Genomic DNA, 18,612 nt, shown 5'->3' with positions numbered 1-18,612 from the left:
CAAAACAATATAAAATAAGTGGTTTTAGTAATTGGATATTGACCATATATCGAGGTGTTTAATGCGATTTTTACCCGTTAATGTCGATGCGCTTATTGTAGAATTAAACAGCCTTGAGCAAACAATGTCTCTCACTGATGTGCTTCAAGGTGTTTTTGCTTATTGGCATATCGAAGAGATAATTCCCGCAGCGCGAACCCTATTGATCCGTTACAACCCCATTACGACTAATGCCAATACGCTTGCTAAGCATATTGCTCAGCTAGATATTTCGACAAGTGTGATGCAGTCTGGCGAGTTGGTGACAATACCGGTGCGTTATAATGGTGAAGATTTAGCCCAAGTGGCAGATTACCTTGGTATAACCGTTGCCGAGGTGATTGCAAGGCACACTAATAATGAGTACCAAGTGGCGTTTTGTGGTTTTGCTCCGGGCTTTGCTTATATGGTATCTAAAACAGCTCAGCTTAATGTACCACGCCGACAATCGCCCCGAGTTCGTATTCCTGCTGGATCAGTTGCTTTAGCTGGTGAGTTTAGTAGTGTTTACCCACAGGCTAGCCCTGGTGGTTGGCAGCTGATTGGTATTACTGATACGGCAGTTTGGGACATTTATCGTGATGAGCCAGCGCTGTTCAAACCCGGTACTCGGGTTCATTTTGTAGATGCGAGCCAATCGCAGACAACTTATTATTTACCCAAATCGAAAAAACTGGATGATTTTGCTTGCCAACAACAAGATATAACCGTATTAGCAACAGGGCTGCAAACGCTGTTCCAAGACAATGGTCGAGTAGGGCAAGCTACATTAGGTATTTCTGAATCAGGTGCTATGGATAAAAGCGCATTACATAGTGCTAACCGTGTGGTAGGAAACCCCATTAATGAACCTGCGTTAGAGATTACACAAGGTGGTTTTAGTGCTCAAATAAACAGCTCCATGTTGGTTGCAGTGACAGGGGCTTTATGTGAGATCACAATAACCACCGCGAAAAACGAAACCTATACCGCACCGATGTATCAGCCGATTCAATTAGAAACAGGTGATATTATCCGTTTAGGTAATGTAAAATGTGGCGTTCGTAGTTATTTTGCGGTGCGCGGTGGTTTTCAAGTGGCGCCTATTTTGACTAGTTGTTCTTTTGATACCCTTGCACAAGTTGGGCCATTGCCACTAAAAGCGGGTCAAATACTGGCAGTTAAGCAAGCAAAAGTGTTAAACCCTGTTTCATTAACTGAAATACCCGTTATCAATTACCCAACTAGTGGTGATGTCGTGGTATTAGATATCGTGCTTGGACCGCGCACCGATTGGTTTACTCAGCAAGCTGTTGAGCTTCTTGTTTCACAGCTATGGCAGGTGACGCCAGCTTCCAATCGTATTGGCTTGCGCTTGTCTGGCGAACGGTCATTAAGCCGTGAGAAACAACAGGAATTACCGAGTGAAGGGACTTGCATTGGAGCTATCCAAATTCCCGCTAATGGGCAGCCAGTGTTATTTTTAAATGATCATCCTTTAACTGGTGGCTATCCTGTTATTGGTGCTGTGTGCAAGTATCATTTAGATTTGGCCGGTCAAATTCCAGTCAATGCCAAAATAAAATTTAATCCTATAGGGATGTTTAAAGAATTTGAAGGGAGCGATGTTGATCATGTCTGACAATAATCAAAACATAACGCATAAAGTCTTGATTGCTAACCGTGGCGAAATTGCCGTACGTATTATACGTGCTTGCCGTGATATGGGGTTTTTATCTATTGCGATTTATGCTGATGCCGATATTGATGCACTTCATGTACAAATGGCTGATGAAGCTTATGGGCTAGCCGGTAATATACCATGTGAAACCTATTTAGATATTGATAAAATTATTGCAATAGCCAAAAAATCAGGGGCAACTATGGTGCACCCCGGTTATGGTTTTTTATCTGAACGCGTTGAATTTGCAAAAGCTGTACAAGATGCAGGCTTAATTTGGGTTGGACCCAATCCTGAAACGATCGAAATATTAGGCGACAAAGTTAAAGCCAGACAGCTTGCATTACAAGTGGGTGCGCCTTTAGTGGTTGGTACCAAAGATCCTGTAAAAGACGCCAAAGAGGCGCTAGAATTTGCCCACACCTATGGCTTACCCATTGCTATTAAAGCCGCATTTGGTGGTGGTGGACGTGGTTTAAAAGTTGCTTGGCAAATGGATGAAGTTGAAGAACTTTATCATTCAGCAGTGCGCGAAGCTACAGCGGCTTTTGGGCGTGGCGAGTGTTTTTTAGAACAATTTTTGCATAATCCTCGTCATGTCGAAGCGCAAGTGATTGCTGATAAATTAGGTCATATTGTTGTGGTTGGTACGCGTGACTGTTCATTGCAACGTCGCAATCAAAAATTAATTGAAGAATCTCCAGCTCCTTTTATCAGCGAACAGTTAAACCAGCAAATTACGCAAGCATCGATTGCGATTTGTGCTAAAGCGAACTATGTTGGTGTGGGGACAGTTGAGTTTTTACTCAGCCAAGATGGCAAGTTGTCTTTTCTAGAAGTCAATACGCGATTACAAGTTGAACACCCAGTGACAGAAGAAACAACCGGCATCGATCTTGTTGCTGAACAACTGCGTATCGCTCAAGGTTTACCGCTTAGTATTGATAAAACACCGACCCCTCGATCACATGCTATTGAGTTTCGTATCAATGCCGAAGATGCCGCTAACGGTTTTTTACCTGCGGCTGGTACCATTACACGTTTTGATGCGCCATCAGGCCCAGGCATACGTCTAGACAGTGGGGTGGTAACGGGCTCAACCATCCCTGCAACGTTTGATTCGCTGATGGCTAAATTGATTGTTGTTGGCAATAATCGTGAGCACGCCATAGCAAGGGCTCGCCGTGCGTTGGCTGAATTTGCCATTGAGGGAGTTGCCAGTGTTTTACCATTTGATCGCGCGGTTATTGAACATCCTGATTTTTGTGATGATTTTAACGTGCATACCCGTTGGATTGAAACAGAATTTACTGCAACAATAAAGCCAGCCAAAAGGCAAATACCACAAAAAGAAGTGACCTTAACACACACTTTTATCGAAATTGACGGTAAGCGTTGTAAGCTGGGTTTACCTACACAGCTCTTGGCTGGATTTTCTTTGAAAAAGGATGATAGTTTAGATGCATCTTCCTGCGTGAAAGAAACATTATCTGATTTGATTGTCCTATCGCCTGTTTCTGGTAACCTTTTTAAATGGGTAGTTAATGACCATCAAAGTGTAAATGAAGGGGATGTTATTGCGATTATGGAAGCCATGAAGATGGAAGTTCAAGTCATTGCACACCGAGGTGGCACGTTAAAAAGAACTATCCAAGAAGGCGATTATATTAATGCTGGGGATGCAATAGCTGAAATTAGTTAGCGCTTGTAGGGCAAAATAAAATGAGGGTGAAATTCCCTCGTTTGCATTGTTCAAATTTTATCTGTGTTATTAAAATATATACTTTATTTAAAAGTGACAGAAACTTGGGAGATCTACTTAAATTGCATGCTAAATGGTAAGATTTAGCTGATATTGTTTTTTAAAGTCAATTAAGACTGATGACAATATTTTGAATGTAAAAACGAATAATTAAATTTAATCATCATACTAAGTAATATATAAAAAAAGCTTATTATTATGATTTTTTGTATAAATTTACTATTTAAATATGTTAAGGTTCTAAATTTGTCTTTAATAAACAGGAAAGTAGTATGACACAATCATCTAATCCTTTGATTCGTTTTTATTTTAAACTAGGATTGATACCACAGATTTTGTTGGGTTTAATTTTGGGCATTACTCTTGCTGCTGTATCTAAAGATACGGCGCTGAATATGTCATTGTTGGGTGGATTATTTATTAATGCCTTAGAATCAGTTGCCCCTGTTCTTGTGCTTATCTTAGTAGTTTCCTCGATATCTAATCACCAACATGGTAAACAAGCCAATATGCGGCCGTTAATTTCTCTTTATTTTGTTGGTATGATGTTAGCTGCATTATTGGCAACCATTGTCAGTTTTTCGTTTCCGTCACAAATTTCATTTGGTGATACGCTAAATAATCTTGAACTTACTCCACCAAGTGATATTACCGCAGTATTAAAAACCTTACTTGGAAAGATGATTGACAATCCTGTCAATGCACTAATAAATGCGAATTATATTGGTCTTATTGTTTGGGGTGTTGGTATTGGTCTGGCACTAAGGCACGCTAGTGAAAGCACTAAAACAATGATGAATGATCTGTCTTATGCTATCTCATTTATTGTCAGAATTATTATCCGATTTGCGCCTTTGGGTGTATTTGGACTTGTCGCTTCAACATTAGCCGAAACAGGTTTTGATGAGCTGAAAAAATATGCTCATTTATTAATTGTATTAGTTTCTTGCATGGCGATTGTTGCATTGGTTATCAATCCATTACTAGCTTATCTAGTTATGCGAAAGAATCCATATCCACTAGTATTCACTGCTTTAAAAGAAAGTGCGATTCCTGCTTTTTTTACACGTAGCTCAGCAGCAAATATTCCTGTCAATATGGGAATCTGTAAGAAATATAACATGGATGAAGATACCTATACCGTTGCTGTGCCATTAGGCGCTGCAATTAATATGTCGGGGGCGGCTGTTACTATAACGGTTTTAACTTTAGCCACGGTTAATTCAATGCCGGCTAGTGCTGGTATACATGTTGATATCTATTCTGCGGTATTACTTTGTATTGTAACTTCAGTATGTGCTTGTGGGGCATCGGGAATAGCGGGGGGATCTTTACTGCTTATTCCTGTCGCATGTAGTATGTTTGGTATTCCTAACGAAATTTCAGCTAAAGTGATTTGCATTGGGATTGCTATCGGCGTGATTCAAGATTCGGTTGAAACTGCATTAAATTCGTCAAGTGATGTGGTTTTTATTGGCGCAGTTTCATCGGCAGCACAAAATAGAAAAATGAATATCAACGCATATTAAGTATTGAGTTCTATTTGCATTCATCTACATAACCAACTACATAATGATATGCAGATGGTTATTTAACTAAAATTCATGCATTGCAAACGGTGTAATATTTACACCGTTGTTATTTATACCACTATTTATTGTCATTGATAATGACTAAAATGTTAGCAATGAAACGATGTTTATCTATTTTTAATTGATTACTTGATTATATCCGTCAATTACACTTTTAAGTTCCCCATTCAAAGAATCAACTTCTCTTTCTACAGTATTGGTCTGTAAATTTTTTAAAACTACTTTCATTTGATTAATCAATCCAGGTAAACGATCAACAAAACGGTCATAATACATATCGTTTAAACCTTGTTGTTTAATCAATTTATTTTTGCCTTTATTCGTCATTAATTCATTGGCCATGGATTCTATTTGTTGAATTTTTTGTTCAAGGGCTGATTTATCGAGATTTTTAAACTGGTTGTCTTCGTTAAAACTTTCATTGATTAAATCGATAACATCTTCAGATAAATCCATGATTTCCATGCAATTGTAGTTAAGTGTTAACCCTTTGTTTTTTATTTCTGATTTTTGAAATGCATGGATTTCTTGGTATAATTTACCATAAGCCGCTAAAGCCACACTTTTTGCTTCAATATATTGGTTATAAAGCGTGTTCAAATTATTTAACAGTTCAGGTAATTTGGCAAAGTCATCCAATTTGTACTCATTATTTAAATAATATTTAGCTATCTGGTCATAAGCTAATCCTATTTCAACGTATTTATCACTTAATGCTTTGCCTGCGGCATCAAGTTCGGGTAACTCTGGTTTAAATGCTAATAACTCAGTAATCAATTGTTTATATTCATCAAGCTCCTTTGGTTCTGGGTGATAGCCGATAAAAAGTTTCGTTGGATTTTTTTTCACATAATTGACATCAATTTTACCGTTTTTATCACTGAGACCTCTTAAAAACCCCTTAACACTGCTATCAAGATGATAAAGAGAAGAAGTCATCTTGCCATGCCCATTCCCTCTTAATTCATCTGCAGCTTGGGAGACATTAGCATTAAAAATCTCTAGCCATATATTACCTTTACGTGCTTTCAGTGCAAATTGCCGTGAAACATCTTCAGTCTTTTTAGAATCAGAAGGTTTAGCCTCTGAAGTTGCTGTGGGTTGTTGTGTTTTGTTTTCGGTTGGTTTGTCATCACAGCCAATCATCAAAAATCCAGCAATCAATACGGTTAAAAATTTTTTTTTCATTGTTTATTCCCTTAATTTTTTCATTATAAATTCATTGCGTTAATACTTTATTATCTTTTAATGATTATTTCTAATAAAATATAAAGTTCAAACGATGAATTGCTATGTTTATGCTCAATTTTTATAATAATTCTGGCATTGATTGATACGATGGTTATTACATGTTTTAACAAATAGATACGAGATACGGTGAAGTATTAATTAACCACGAAACGGTATAGAATCCTGAATATTTTTTACAAAAATTTAGCTTTATTTAAACGGATTATGTTTTTTAAGGCTAATTATGTTAAGAAAATACATCATCCTTGACACCTCTTAATAACATTTTCCAGCAAAGTTTAATTATTTGTTACCTATGTTCAACAAAGAAGATAGATTGGCTACTCTATGTAGATGAGTTTTATTATCATCGATTGCATTGCATATTACATTATCAGCCTCTATTGAGTAAAGCTAACTGATCAATATTTGCTCAACATTTTTATTTTCTATGCTATATTGATGATTCCCCTTAACCGATTGTTGCATGATTTATTAATGTGATTCATGTATTTTGCTGTTGAGTGGGTACGATAAATAATACTTTAATTAGGAGGTGCAAAATGTTTTATCTTAAACGTAAGTTGATAAAGTATTGCTACTTTATGGTATTTTTACTGATAAGCCAACAAGTACTTGCTGTTGAAAACGTAACACAAAAATTAGAAGCTGGCGCAGTTGCTTCGCCCGATTATTATGGTGCCATTGCTGCACAAGAAATTTTAAAAAAAGGTGGAAATGCAGCTGATGCTGCTGTGGCTACCGCATTTGCTCTTGCTGTTACTTATCCTGAAGCGGGGAATATTGGTGGGGGTGGTTTTATGACCCTTTGGATGGACGGTAAGCCTTATTTTATTGATTATCGTGAAGTTGCACCAAGCAAAGCTGATAAAGATATGTATCTTGATGATCATAAAAATGTGATTCCTAATTTAAGTTTATATTCTTACAAAGCATCGGGAGTACCGGGAACCGTTGCCGGTATGTGGGCGGTGCATCAACGTTTTGGTAAATTATCTTGGAAAGAGGTAATGGCACCAGCTATTCGATTTGCTAATGAAGGGTTTACCGTAGATAAACAGTTAGTTAAACGTTATCAAGAAGCAGCCGAGCTTGCACCTGCTAATGGTCACTTTAAGCAATACTTTGGTGCTATGCAAGCTGAAAAGATGTTTAAACAGCCCGAACTTGGTAAAGTATTAGAGCGTATTGCAAACCAAGGTAGTGACGGATTTTATAAAGGCGAAACTGCTAAATTAATCGCACAACAGATGGAAAAAAATGACGGTTTAATTACTGAAAACGATTTGGCAAATTATCAGGCTAAATGGCGAGCTCCGTTAGTTGCTAACTGGCATGATATGCAGATTGTTACTGCTCCACCGCCAAGCTCAGGTGGCGTTGGTTTAATTCAACTTTTATTAATGAAACAAGATCTCGCGAATGATTTCAAAGATGTAAAAGTGAATTCACCACAATATATTCACTTATTAGCAGAAATAGAAAAACGTGTTTTTGCCGATCGAGCCGAATATATGGGAGATCCTGATTTTATCTCTGTACCTGTCACTCAATTGATTGATACTAATTATTTAGCGCAGAGAGCGAAACAAGTTAATCCAAAAGCTATTTCGATTACTGAACAAGTTAAACCTGGTTTAGACAATAATCGCGAAAAATTACAGACAACGCATTTTTCGATTGTGGATAAATGGGGCAATGCCGCATCGAATACTTATACACTTAATGGTTGGTTTGGATCTGCTGTTGTAATAGAAGGCACTGGTATCATTCTAAATAATGAAATGGATGATTTTAGTAGTAAACCAGGTGTCGCTAATCAGTTTGGTGTTGTGAGCAAAGATGCTAATGCAATTGAGCCAAATAAACGCCCTTTATCTTCTATGACGCCAAGTATATTTATTAAAAATAATGATGTTGCAATGGTTATTGGTACGCCGGGCGGTTCAAGGATTTTTACTTCGATCTTTCAAGTGGTGACTAATGTCTTTGATAATCATATGTCATTACAAGCAGCAGTAGATGCTCCGCGTTATCATCATCAATTATTACCAACTAATCTTATCTTTATTGAGCGTTTTCAAAATAAAGTACCAGAAGATTTAAAAGATCAACTCAAACAAATGGGTTATCAGTTTAAGCAGCAAGATTTTAGCGGTGATATTCAAGCTATAAAAATCACGAATAATAAACCCGAAGCTGTATCAGATATTCGAGGTAGAGGTAAATCAATCATTGTAAAATAAATAATAAAAAACCCGTCACTTGAACGGGTTTTTTGGTATTTATTGTTGGATAATTATTCAGGAATGATATCAACAATAAGTTTAGCAAATGCTTCGCTGTGTACTTGGAAGAACACTTCATGTTCACCAGTAGTACGCAGTACACCATTTGGTAAGCGAACTTCGCTTTTTGATACTTGAATACCACGAGCTTTAACAGCATCAGCGATATCACGAGTACCGATTGAACCAAATAGTTTGCCTTCATCACCAGCTTTAGAAGTAATGGTTACTTTACCAAGCGCATTGATTTGTGCAACGCGTTCTTCAGCTGCTTTTAGTGTTTCAGCAAGTTTTGCTTCTAATTCAGCACGACGAGCTTCAAAGAATTCGATGTTCTTTTTAGTCGCTGATACTGCTTTACCTTGTGGGATCAGGAAGTTACGCGCATAACCCGCTTTAACATTAACTTGATCACCTAAGCTGCCTAAATTAGCAACTTTGTCGAGTAAAATAATTTGCATTATATGTTCCCTCTGTTGCTAATTACTGATGGTTGTCAGTGTATGGTAATAATGCCAAGTAACGAGCGCGTTTGATTGCGCGAGCTAGTTGACGTTGGTATTTTGCGCTAGTACCTGTGATACGGCTTGGTACAATTTTACCACTTTCTGTGATATAGCTTTTTAATAAAGAAACATCTTTATAATCAATTTCTTTAACGCCTTCTGCAGTAAAACGGCAGAATTTGCGACGACGGAAATAACGTGCCATTTGGCTATTCTCCTAATAGTTTAATTTGGTCAGCATGTAAAACAAGTTGGCTTGTTTTGTTGCGTTTAGTGTGGGTGCTTATAAATCCACTAACTAGAACGTTGCTGCCTTTTTTTATGTAACTTAACTCGTGTTGTCCACTGGCTATGACGGGCATGACGCACCATGCTTGCCTTGTGAGTTCTGCTTCGGTTTGTTCAGAGACATGCTCTAAGTAAAACTGGCAGTGCGATATCCCACTTGGACTGACTTTCCTTATCGGTGTTTTAATAACAATACCCGATAACACTAAACGATTATTCTTCGGAATCATCGTCCATGTTTGTTTCGTTAAAATCTTCTTCAGAGCTACGACGCTCATCTTTCGCTTTTAACATCGGTGAAGTTTCAGTTACAGCATGTTTAGTACGCATAATTAAACTGCGAATTACTGCATCGTTAAAACGGAAGTTGTCTTCAAGTTCGTTAACCGCTTCTTGAGTTGCTTCAACATTCATTAGCACGTAATGTGCTTTGTGCAGTTTTTCGATAGGATAGGCTAATTGGCGACGACCCCAATCTTCTAATCGATGGATTTTGCCACCATCAGTGGTTAATGTACCAGTATAACGTTCAATCATACCAGGTACTTGTTCACTTTGATCTGGGTGAACCATAAATACTATTTCGTAATGACGCATTATCGCTCCCTACGGATTAATCAGCTTTCTGTCGGGGCAACCGCAACCCATTGAAAGCAAGGAACATGAAAAATAGGCGGTTGAAATCGACGGGGCATTATATATCAAGTTATTCTGTTTGACAAATGAATATACCAAGATATTTTTTGTAGATTGGTGTTGTATTTTGTTAGGGAAGCGTCTGTTTTTATGTGCATTTTTTATAAAGTTTCTTTACAGGGTGGGTGTCAAAAATCAAAATAAAAACTTTAATAAAATCAATACCTTTTCTGACTGTTTTTGATGATTATAAAAATGCGTTGTAAAATGTAACGATTTCTATACATTTTTGTTGATAAAATATGATATGCTTGGGCATATATAAATTGGCATTGGTTGATGTCTGTATAACTATATTAAGAGGAGAGGTTTGATGGCTCAGGAAACTATTTTTAGTAAAATCATTCGAAAAGAAATTCCAGCGGATATCGTTTTTCAGGATGATAAAGTAACAGCATTTCGTGATATCTCTCCCCAAGCACCGACTCATGTGTTGATTATTCCAAATAAACTGATTCCAACCGTTAATGATATTCAAGAAGAAGACGAAGTCGTTCTTGGGCATATGATGCTGGTTGCGGCTAAAATTGCCAAGCAAGAGGGTATTGATGAAAGCGGTTATCGTTTAATTATGAATTGTAATAAAGATGCTGGTCAAGAGGTTTTCCACCTTCATATGCATTTGTTAGGCGGTAAACATTTAGGTCGATTAATAGGTTAATCATTGTATGAAACAGATCAAACGTATTTTTGTTGTTAGTTTATTGGCTTTTTTGTTGGCCGGTTGTCATCTTATTGGCTTTTCTCAAAAAAAAGAGGTGAAACCACCGGTTGAGGTTAATCAGCCTGATAATACTGGTGTGATTGAAACTCCACCACAAATTGTTCGACAAACGGATTGGCAGTCGATATTGTCGCCATTTATTCGTAAATTAGTGAGTTCTTCGTCTTTAAATTCTGATAATAGACTCATTTTAATTAGCGATATTCAAAATCGTAGTGGCGATTATCTTGCAAGTAATAAGATCAACGAGGCGCTGTATCAATTAATGCGTCAACAAAATACCTTCACAGTGGTAGATCAACAAGCTGTAAGCCAAGCCAAACAAACGCTGGGAATTTTGGCAGATGATAAACTGGTGTCACGCAGTAAGATGATTGGTTTGGCTAAATCAATCAATGCAAATTATGTCCTTTTTACAACAGTTTATAGAGTGCCAAGCGAAAGTAGTGACGCAGATCTTGCTATGGAGTTGCTTTCAACACAAAGTGGCGAGATTTTAACTAGAGTGGCCGCTAAAGATTTGCCGAAGCCGTCTGATAGCAATGCGCAACCAAATCAAGTTGATGGGGATAATCGATAATGGGACCATTGCTGATTGATGTTGAAGGTTTAACACTAACCCAAGACGATAAGAAGCTATTGCAAAATCCGTTGGTGGCTGGGGTGATTTTGTTTAGCCGTAATTATCAAGATCAAGCCCAATTGTTGGCATTGATAAACGAGATTCGTGCTGCTTCTTCACAGCGTTTATTAATCTCGGTTGATCATGAAGGTGGGCGTGTTCAGCGCTTTAGAGATGGGTTTACGGCGATTCCTCCTGCACAATCGTTTGCGGCGCTTAATGATCTTGAGCAAGCAAAATCGTTGGCGTTTGATGCTGGTTGGGTTCTTGCTATGGAGCTGATCGCGTTTGATATCGATCTGAGTTATGCTCCTGTTTTAGATTTAGGTCATGATTGCCTTGCTATTGGTACACGTTCGTTTCATCAGGATATCAATATTGCTTATCAGGTCGCTTCTGCCATGATTGATGGTATGCATGCAGCAGGGATGAAGACAACAGGAAAGCATTTTCCTGGGCATGGCCATGTGATTGCCGATTCGCATAAAGAAACCCCTGTTGATCATCGTGAAAAATCGTTGATTGAGCACGATATGCAGATTTTTACTAGGCTTATTGCTAATCATAAACTCGATGCGATTATGCCAGCTCATGTAATTTACCCCGCTTTTAATGATAAACCCGCAAGCGGTTCGCCGTTTTGGCTGAAGACCGTACTCCGCAATCAGTTGCATTTTAATGGTGTGGTTTTTTCTGATGATTTATCGATGGAAGGTGCTTCGGTCATGGGCAATCACGCTGAACGTGCTCAAGCAGCTTTAGCAGCTGGCTGTGATCTACTTTTAGCTTGTAATAATAGGACGGGGACTATGGCTATTTTAGAGCAATTAGCCGCGCTAAATAAGGTTAATCCGCTAACATCAGATAAAGTAAGATGTCTATTGACCAATACTAAAATCACCTATGCCGAATTAACAAAAAGCCCTGAGTGGCAACGCCGTTGTGATAATTTACAAAGACTGAATGAGAAGTGGGCAGACTATGCAAATAGCCATCATTGAAATTGATCATAACCATCATCTGATTGCGTATAACGATTCAGCTAAGAAGCTGTTTGGTCATCAGTCATTGGTGTTAAATCAATATTTTGATTATCGAGCTGTTTTTAATTTTGATAACACAGTCAGTATCGATAAACAAGATGATACGATTATTGTTTTAGATTCGCAGCATTTTTTGTTGCAGAAGGTGATGGCATCATCCAAAACAATATTTATTTTACAATCCATTGATTATCTGAAAAAACGCTTGTCTAAAATCAATGTGGTGAGTTGTCATGCTTTTGATATTTTTGCTACCCAAAGTGGGGTTATGCAGAAACTAATTGCGCAAGCTAAAGTGTTTTCTATGCAACGCGAGCCGTTATTGATTTCAGGTGAAACAGGTACCGGTAAAGATTTATTAGCTAATGCTTGTCATCAATATAGCCCGCGTGGTGATCAGACGTTTTTAGCCTTAAACTGTGCAGCCATGCCCGACGAAGTAGTTGAAAGTGAGTTATATGGTCATGCAGCAGGAGCGTACCCTGGAGCAATTGAGAGCAAAAAAGGCTTTTTTGAGCAAGCCAATGGTGGTTCAGTGTTGCTCGATGGCATTGATGAGATGTCTTTTCAAATGCAAACTAAGTTATTGCGTTTTATCAATGATGGCTATTTTCGTCGTGTTGGTGATGATAATGAGGTTTATGTCGATGTTAGAATTATTTGCGCAACAAAGGTTGATTTGGCCGATTTAGTTGAGCAAGGCAAATTTAGAAAAGATCTTTATTATAGACTGAATGTGTTGCCGCTTAATTTGCCTTCTTTACAAGAGCGCAAAGATGATATTGCACTACTTACTCATATTTTTGTCAATGAATTTGCCAATAAACAAGGCATCACCCCACCAACAGTTGATGATAATGTCATTGGTTATTTAATTAGTTATTCATGGCCGGGTAATGTAAGGCAGCTTAAAAATATCCTTTATTCTGCATTGGCACAATTGAAAGAGCCTAAGTTAACCGTTAAAGATATCATGTTACCAACCTCAACCTCATCGCAATTGTCTTGGGTCGATAATATTGAAAATAAAACTTTAGATCAAATGACCAAACAATTTGAGAAAGAGATTTTATCAAAATTATATGACCAATATCCAAGCTCAAGAAAGCTTGCTAAAAGACTTGGTGTATCGCATACGGCGATTGCGAATAAGTTGCGGGATTATGGGATAGGGCGGTAGGTTTGTTTAGTCACGCTAAAAAAATTTTAATCACAGGTGGTGCTGGATTTGTTGGTTCTGCTGTTATTCGGTATATTATTGAATACACTCAGCATCATGTTATTAATGTAGATAAATTAACTTATGCAGCAAATTTGCAATCGCTTGCGATGGTTTCTAACAGTGAACGGTATGTTTTTGAACAAATTGATATTTGTAATCAACAAGAATTGGAACGCGTTTTTCAACAATATCAACCCGATGCTGTGATTCATTTGGCCGCTGAAAGTCATGTGGATACTTCAATAACGAATCCAGCTGTTTTTGTCGAAAATAATATTATTGGTACTTTTACACTTTTAGAAGTCTCTCGATATTATTGGTGCAATTTATCAGAGGAACGTAAACATAAATTTCGGTTTATTCATGTTTCAACTGATGAAGTTTATGGTGATTTAGGATGTACAAAACAGCGCTTCACAGAAGCGACTCCTTATTCACCAAGTAGCCCATATTCGGCGTCTAAGGCATCAAGTGACCATTTAGTTGCGGCGTGGCATCGCACTTATAATCTACCAACAATTATAACCCATAGTACTAACAATTATGGACCTTTTCAGCATGCTGAAAAATTAATTCCGTCAGTAATCTCAAAGGGATTAGCAGGTAAACCAATTTCTATTTATGGCAGTGGCTTGCAGATTCGTGATTGGATATATGTCGAGGATAATGCTAAAGCTTTATATACTATTTTAGTAAATGGTAAAATTGGAGAAACTTATAATATTGGTGCAAATAACGAATATACGAACTTAGATACAGTACAAATTATTTGCTCAATGATGGATGAACTTATACCAAAACAACGAAATGGAATCAAACAATATCAAGATTTAATTCAATTTATATCTGATAGATCTGGTCATGATTATCGATATGCTATTGATTCATCAAAAATTCAAAAACAATTAGGTTGGAAACCACAAGAAAAGTTTGAAAGCGGTTTGAGGAAAACCATTGAATGGTATTTAAATAACATAGGAGTGATAGGATAAATTTATGTTGCCTAATGTGTCAATTGTAGTGCCTGTTTATAATGTGGAAAAGTATTTGCGGCAATGTTTAGATAGTATTATAAATCAGTCATTAACCAATATAGAAATAATTTGTGTAAATGACGGTTCAACTGATAATTCACTTGCAATTTTACAAGAATATGCCGATAAAGATCCGAGAATTCGTATTATTGATAAGTTAAATAGTGGTTATGGTCATTCAATGAATATCGGCCTTCAACAATGCATTGGCGAATATATCGGTATTGTTGAATCTGATGATTTTGCTAAGCCTGATATGTTTGAATCGTTATATAAAGTAGCTGTTGAGAATGATTTAGATATTGCAAGATGTCATTTTTTTACATTTATGCAAAAAGATAGCTCAATTAAGAAAGTTGATTCATATCAAATGGAAAGCAGTGTTTTAATTAATCCACAAAATGATTTATCTCCATTTTTACAATGGCCGTCAGTATGGGCTAATATTTATAAGCGAACATTTATTCAGGAAAATAATCTAAAATTTTTAGAAACACCCGGCGCATCATATCAAGATACAGCATTTAGTTTTAAAGTCTATGCTTGTGCAACACGAATGATGCTTATTGACGCTCCATTAATTTATTATCGAATACATGATCAGTCGTCAATAAAGAGTAAAGATAAGGTATTTTGTATTTGTGATGAATTTAATGAAATAATGTCATTTTGCAAAAGTAAAATGTTATATGAAAAGCTTAAATATCTAATTTGCTATCTGCAATATAAAAGTTATAAATGGAATTATAATCGATTGGAAATGCCGTATCGTTATTTATTTCTTTTACGTATGTCTAAAGAAATACGTGAAAATAAAAAAGTTTATTGCAAAAAAAATCCTTTTTTTACTTTTAAAGATATTAAAAAAATTTTGGTTATTAGGTTCTTACCTCTACTGTATAAAAGAAGGAGAACGCTATAGATTAGACTTTCTCTCTTTTAATTATAATCATTTTCATAAATTAGCAATTATTGTTAGTTACTCGTCATTATTTATATAAATAGGTTTATTATGCGGAGAAATTATTCTCTTGATTTTTTTCGTGGTGTAATGGCTTTTTGTGTTGCAATTGGTCATTATTTCTACTGGAATGGTAATTTTTCAATTCCACTATCATTTATACTAGCTGTTGATTATTTTTTTATATTAAGTGGCTTTGTATTAGCTTTTTCTGTTTTAAATAAAAAAGAATTTAATTGTTTTAGTTTTGCTAAAGCTCGATTCTTAAGATTATATCCAGTTTATATTTTTTCAATTTTACTCACTTTTATTGTATTGAAATTGCTTCATCACCATCTTGGGAAACTTGATTTTGGGGATATTGTAAGAATTTTAATCATCGGAGAAATATTACCATTTGTTCAATCATCAAGTTTTATATTTTTTGAGCCATTAGGTTTATCTTGGAGTATTTCTGCTGAATTGTGGGTAGGGGTTATATTTTTTCCAGTCCTACATTTTTTTGATAAGAAAGCAAACCAATTAGTTTTTCCTTTTTTAATGTTAATTATTTTAATTTGTTTTTTTATTATTAATAATTACTCAACTAATTACATGAATATTCATTATCATAAATTTGATAAATTAATGCCTTTTGGTCTGATTAGGGCACTGCTCGGATACGCATTAGGAGCATTTATTTATATTATTGTTAAATATATGCAAAATAATAGTACAAAGAAAAGTGAAAATATAATATCAGTAATTCAAATTATAATTGTTTTCTTTATAATTTATTTTTACGCCAAAAATGATTACATAAAAAATAATGAATATTACTCAATTTTTTTGTTTTCATTGATGATAATTTCATTATCTTTTAACAAAGGAATAATTTTTAAATTGACTAATAATATTATTGGGAATTGGTTTGGTAAAATCTCATACCCATTGTATTTATTACATCCTGTAGGAATCGTGATCAATAAGGAAATTATTTTTTCTGATATTTTTAGTATTCCTGCATTATTATTTTATATTATCTTTATTTCTATTGTTTCAATATTAACGCATATATTTGTAGAAAATAAATTTCTTTTATATTTCAAAAGTAAGTCAACAAAAACTATGAAAAATTATTAAACAGCAATTAAAGTTATTTTAATCATTTTATTTTTAGTTTGCTTGAAAACTATTTATGAAAATGAGAATAAGATATATAAAATAATGGTATTTTATTATGTATTAGGGAGTAGTCGTGGGATTTAGAAATTGGTTCTTTTCTAAAATTTATGCCGATAATAAAAAAGTTAAACATGAAGTTTTAGATATAAATTGCAAGTTAGATGGGTTAAATCAACAAATATCTTCGCCCAATAAATATTTTCATAATTTTGGACAAGATAAAGAGTATGGGGAACTCTTGCAGCGAATGGTTTTTTTAGAAGAAAAATTAGAGGTAATATATAGATTAACTGAAAAAAATACTAATCTAAATATCGATATTCGTAATTTAAACCAAACAGTTAATCTGATTTCAACCAATAGAATAATTAATAAAAAACAAAAGATTATTTGTTTATTTTTAGTGCATAATATTGAGTCATGGGATAGTGTTTTTTCTATTTATCAAGAGATGCTTTGTCATAATCAATTCAATGTTATTGTTGCATCAATAAATAGGAGATATCCAGGTAGCAAAATATTTAAAGATGAGGAATATGTACATAATATTTTATCACAATTAAATGTGCCTCATTTGAGATTCAATAATAATAATTCATATGAGGATTTAAATATTATTAAAACATTGGCTCCTAATGTGATTTTTAGGCAATCACAATGGGATTATGATATTCCTCCAGCTTTTAGCACAGATAATTTAAGATTTGCAAAACTATGCTTGGTTCCGTATGAAATTATGAATTTTGTTCAGTTAGGATTCAATCATTTATCTAGCCATTATCATAGCTCTTGTTGGAAGCTTTTTGTCGCAAATCAGCAAACCAAAATAGAGCAAGAACAACATGATAAACTTAATGGAATTAATGTCTTTGTAACAGGTCATCCTAAAGTAAAAGCGTTAAAAAACGCCAAACCCAAATGGCCGATTGTTTCAAATTCTAATGATAAAAAATTTAGAATCTTGTGGGCTTCTCATCATAGTATAGATAAAAATTGGAGCAATTTTGGTGTTTTTTTAGATATATATAATGATATGTTAAATTGGGCAAAAGAAGATGATTCAATCGAGTTCGTATTTAGTCCTCATCCAGCATTAGTGACTGTTTTGGAGGCAATAACAGACGAAACTCTTAAACGTAGCGTGCAAGAATTTTTTGTAGAATGGAATAAGCTAGATAATACCTATTTTTACAGGGAAGGTCCTTATGGTCCACTATTTCAAGCTTCAGATATTTTAATCATGGATGGTATAAGTTGGCTATTAGAATATCAATTGATGAAAAAGCCATTAATTTTTATTGAACGTGAAGATCATTCTGCATTTACGGTGAATGGTGAGCTAATTGCAAATGGAACAAATAGAGTGTCTACATTTGAACAGGCGAAAGCTTTAGCATATCGATTTAAAAATGGCGAGCCAGACCCAAATAGAAACAATCAAGATATTGTTGTTGAGCAATTATTGTCAATTGATAATGCAGCAGAAAATATTGTTGATTCTATAATGGATGGTTTTGAGAAAGAATAAATGTTATGTTAAAAATTAGCTAAATGCATTAAAAATACTTGTTGATGTTATCAGTATTTTTAATGTTTAAATAAATTCATATAAAATGTTTGTAATTATACATAGTAAACTAATTAGGGACTGTTGATCTTTGCTGTACATAAATTACTCAACAATACATTGGCAGCCACATTAACATAAATGCCAGTGATACCATACTGGCATAATTCCTTTCTAACTTATCGTATCTAGT

Annotated in this window: 17 protein-coding genes and 1 pseudogene; 12 read left to right on the top strand and 6 right to left on the bottom strand. The window is 35.3% G+C overall.

Annotated features, from left to right (window positions below; translation table 11 throughout):
• Positions 1–61: 61 nt before the first annotated feature.
• From GQ598_RS09550 to sstT, 3 genes are all read left to right on the top strand, one after another.
• A complete protein-coding gene (locus GQ598_RS09550) occupies positions 62–1,660 on the top strand; it encodes a 5-oxoprolinase/urea amidolyase family protein (protein WP_160403922.1) in 1,599 nt (532 codons plus the stop codon).
• On the top strand, positions 1,644–3,401 hold the full coding sequence (locus GQ598_RS09545) for a biotin carboxylase N-terminal domain-containing protein (RefSeq protein ID WP_160403921.1): 1,758 nt from the start codon (positions 1,644–1,646) through the stop codon (positions 3,399–3,401). Before GQ598_RS09550 ends, GQ598_RS09545 begins: the two co-directional genes overlap by 17 nt.
• Positions 3,402–3,733: 332 nt before the next feature.
• A complete protein-coding gene (sstT, locus tag GQ598_RS09540) occupies positions 3,734–4,990 on the top strand; it encodes a serine/threonine transporter SstT (protein WP_160403920.1) in 1,257 nt (418 codons plus the stop codon).
• Positions 4,991–5,170: 180 nt separating this feature from the next.
• On the opposite strand, the gene GQ598_RS09535 is transcribed toward sstT, so the two are convergent.
• Positions 5,171–6,241, bottom strand: coding sequence for a DUF3829 domain-containing protein (locus GQ598_RS09535; RefSeq protein WP_160403919.1), 1,071 nt, complete (start codon positions 6,239–6,241; stop codon positions 5,171–5,173).
• Positions 6,242–6,888: 647 nt separating this feature from the next.
• Here GQ598_RS09535 and ggt point away from each other — a divergent pair.
• Positions 6,889–8,550, top strand: coding sequence for a gamma-glutamyltransferase (gene ggt / locus GQ598_RS09530; protein ID WP_370516542.1), 1,662 nt, complete (start codon positions 6,889–6,891; stop codon positions 8,548–8,550).
• A gap of 53 nt (positions 8,551–8,603) precedes the next feature.
• On the opposite strand, the gene rplI is transcribed toward ggt, so the two are convergent.
• Genes rplI through rpsF form a run of 4 tightly spaced genes read right to left on the bottom strand, consistent with a single transcriptional unit; the run spans position 8,604 to position 9,983 of the window.
• Positions 8,604–9,053, bottom strand: a complete 450-nt coding sequence (gene rplI / locus GQ598_RS09525; protein ID WP_065590871.1) for a 50S ribosomal protein L9 — start codon at positions 9,051–9,053, stop codon at positions 8,604–8,606.
• 22 nt (positions 9,054–9,075) lie between these two features.
• On the bottom strand, positions 9,076–9,303 hold the full coding sequence (rpsR, locus tag GQ598_RS09520) for a 30S ribosomal protein S18 (RefSeq protein ID WP_025314965.1): 228 nt from the start codon (positions 9,301–9,303) through the stop codon (positions 9,076–9,078).
• A gap of 4 nt (positions 9,304–9,307) precedes the next feature.
• Entirely contained in the window at positions 9,308–9,613 is a 306-nt protein-coding gene (gene priB / locus GQ598_RS09515; RefSeq protein ID WP_370516541.1) for a primosomal replication protein N, read from the bottom strand.
• Positions 9,600–9,983: a 30S ribosomal protein S6 gene (gene rpsF, locus GQ598_RS09510; protein ID WP_091347472.1), complete on the bottom strand. Its 384-nt coding sequence runs from the start codon at positions 9,981–9,983 to the stop codon at positions 9,600–9,602. The genes priB and rpsF overlap by 14 nt, the downstream gene beginning before the upstream one ends.
• A gap of 412 nt (positions 9,984–10,395) precedes the next feature.
• On the opposite strand from rpsF, the gene GQ598_RS09505 reads away from it, so the two are divergent.
• The 8 genes from GQ598_RS09505 to GQ598_RS09470 all read left to right on the top strand — a co-directional run bounded on the left by GQ598_RS09505 (position 10,396) and on the right by GQ598_RS09470 (position 18,380).
• Positions 10,396–10,743: an HIT domain-containing protein gene (locus tag GQ598_RS09505; protein WP_160403916.1), complete on the top strand. Its 348-nt coding sequence runs from the start codon at positions 10,396–10,398 to the stop codon at positions 10,741–10,743.
• Positions 10,744–10,750: 7 nt separating this feature from the next.
• A complete protein-coding gene (locus tag GQ598_RS09500) occupies positions 10,751–11,386 on the top strand; it encodes a penicillin-binding protein activator LpoB (protein ID WP_160403915.1) in 636 nt (211 codons plus the stop codon).
• Entirely contained in the window at positions 11,386–12,429 is a 1,044-nt protein-coding gene (gene nagZ, locus GQ598_RS09495) for a beta-N-acetylhexosaminidase (protein ID WP_160403914.1), read from the top strand. Before GQ598_RS09500 ends, nagZ begins: the two co-directional genes overlap by 1 nt.
• Entirely contained in the window at positions 12,410–13,651 is a 1,242-nt protein-coding gene (locus tag GQ598_RS09490) for a sigma 54-interacting transcriptional regulator (protein WP_202112742.1), read from the top strand. The genes nagZ and GQ598_RS09490 overlap by 20 nt, the downstream gene beginning before the upstream one ends.
• Before the next feature lie 2 nt (positions 13,652–13,653).
• The gene (rfbB, locus tag GQ598_RS09485; RefSeq protein ID WP_160403912.1) at positions 13,654–14,685 is read left to right on the top strand and encodes a dTDP-glucose 4,6-dehydratase; all 1,032 of its coding nucleotides are present in this window, start codon (positions 13,654–13,656) and stop codon (positions 14,683–14,685) included.
• A gap of 4 nt (positions 14,686–14,689) precedes the next feature.
• Positions 14,690–15,649, top strand: coding sequence for a glycosyltransferase (locus GQ598_RS09480; protein ID WP_160403911.1), 960 nt, complete (start codon positions 14,690–14,692; stop codon positions 15,647–15,649).
• 90 nt (positions 15,650–15,739) lie between these two features.
• On the top strand, positions 15,740–16,810 hold the full coding sequence (locus GQ598_RS09475) for an acyltransferase (protein WP_255471357.1): 1,071 nt from the start codon (positions 15,740–15,742) through the stop codon (positions 16,808–16,810).
• 115 nt (positions 16,811–16,925) lie between these two features.
• The gene (locus tag GQ598_RS09470) at positions 16,926–18,380 is read left to right on the top strand and encodes a hypothetical protein (RefSeq protein WP_160403909.1); all 1,455 of its coding nucleotides are present in this window, start codon (positions 16,926–16,928) and stop codon (positions 18,378–18,380) included.
• Between the two features lie 148 nt (positions 18,381–18,528).
• Here the strand turns inward: GQ598_RS09470 and GQ598_RS09465 are convergent.
• Positions 18,529–18,612: pseudogene (locus tag GQ598_RS09465) on the bottom strand (IS5/IS1182 family transposase); the annotation flags it as partial.

Source organism: Gilliamella sp. Pas-s95 (assembly GCF_009795795.1).
Classification (GTDB): Bacteria; Pseudomonadota; Gammaproteobacteria; order Enterobacterales; family Orbaceae; genus Gilliamella; species Gilliamella bombicola.
This window is presented reverse-complemented; position numbering and strand designations above follow the sequence as displayed.

What these genes read in the sequence shown, in the direction of transcription:
- GQ598_RS09550 (WP_160403922.1), top strand. Translation starts at nt 62, where the DNA reads ATGCGATTTTTACCCGTTAATGTCGATGCGCTTATTGTAGAATTAAAC.
- GQ598_RS09505 (WP_160403916.1), top strand. Translation starts at nt 10,396, where the DNA reads ATGGCTCAGGAAACTATTTTTAGTAAAATCATTCGAAAAGAAATTCCA.
- GQ598_RS09475 (WP_255471357.1), top strand. Translation starts at nt 15,740, where the DNA reads ATGCGGAGAAATTATTCTCTTGATTTTTTTCGTGGTGTAATGGCTTTT.
- rplI (WP_065590871.1), bottom strand. Translation starts at nt 9,053, where the DNA reads ATGCAAATTATTTTACTCGACAAAGTTGCTAATTTAGGCAGCTTAGGT.
- ggt (WP_370516542.1), top strand. Translation starts at nt 6,889, where the DNA reads ATGGTATTTTTACTGATAAGCCAACAAGTACTTGCTGTTGAAAACGTA.
- GQ598_RS09535 (WP_160403919.1), bottom strand. Translation starts at nt 6,241, where the DNA reads ATGAAAAAAAAATTTTTAACCGTATTGATTGCTGGATTTTTGATGATT.
- GQ598_RS09545 (WP_160403921.1), top strand. Translation starts at nt 1,644, where the DNA reads ATGTTGATCATGTCTGACAATAATCAAAACATAACGCATAAAGTCTTG.
- GQ598_RS09500 (WP_160403915.1), top strand. Translation starts at nt 10,751, where the DNA reads ATGAAACAGATCAAACGTATTTTTGTTGTTAGTTTATTGGCTTTTTTG.
- GQ598_RS09480 (WP_160403911.1), top strand. Translation starts at nt 14,690, where the DNA reads ATGTTGCCTAATGTGTCAATTGTAGTGCCTGTTTATAATGTGGAAAAG.
- rpsF (WP_091347472.1), bottom strand. Translation starts at nt 9,983, where the DNA reads ATGCGTCATTACGAAATAGTATTTATGGTTCACCCAGATCAAAGTGAA.
- rpsR (WP_025314965.1), bottom strand. Translation starts at nt 9,303, where the DNA reads ATGGCACGTTATTTCCGTCGTCGCAAATTCTGCCGTTTTACTGCAGAA.
- GQ598_RS09490 (WP_202112742.1), top strand. Translation starts at nt 12,410, where the DNA reads ATGCAAATAGCCATCATTGAAATTGATCATAACCATCATCTGATTGCG.
- sstT (WP_160403920.1), top strand. Translation starts at nt 3,734, where the DNA reads ATGACACAATCATCTAATCCTTTGATTCGTTTTTATTTTAAACTAGGA.
- nagZ (WP_160403914.1), top strand. Translation starts at nt 11,386, where the DNA reads ATGGGACCATTGCTGATTGATGTTGAAGGTTTAACACTAACCCAAGAC.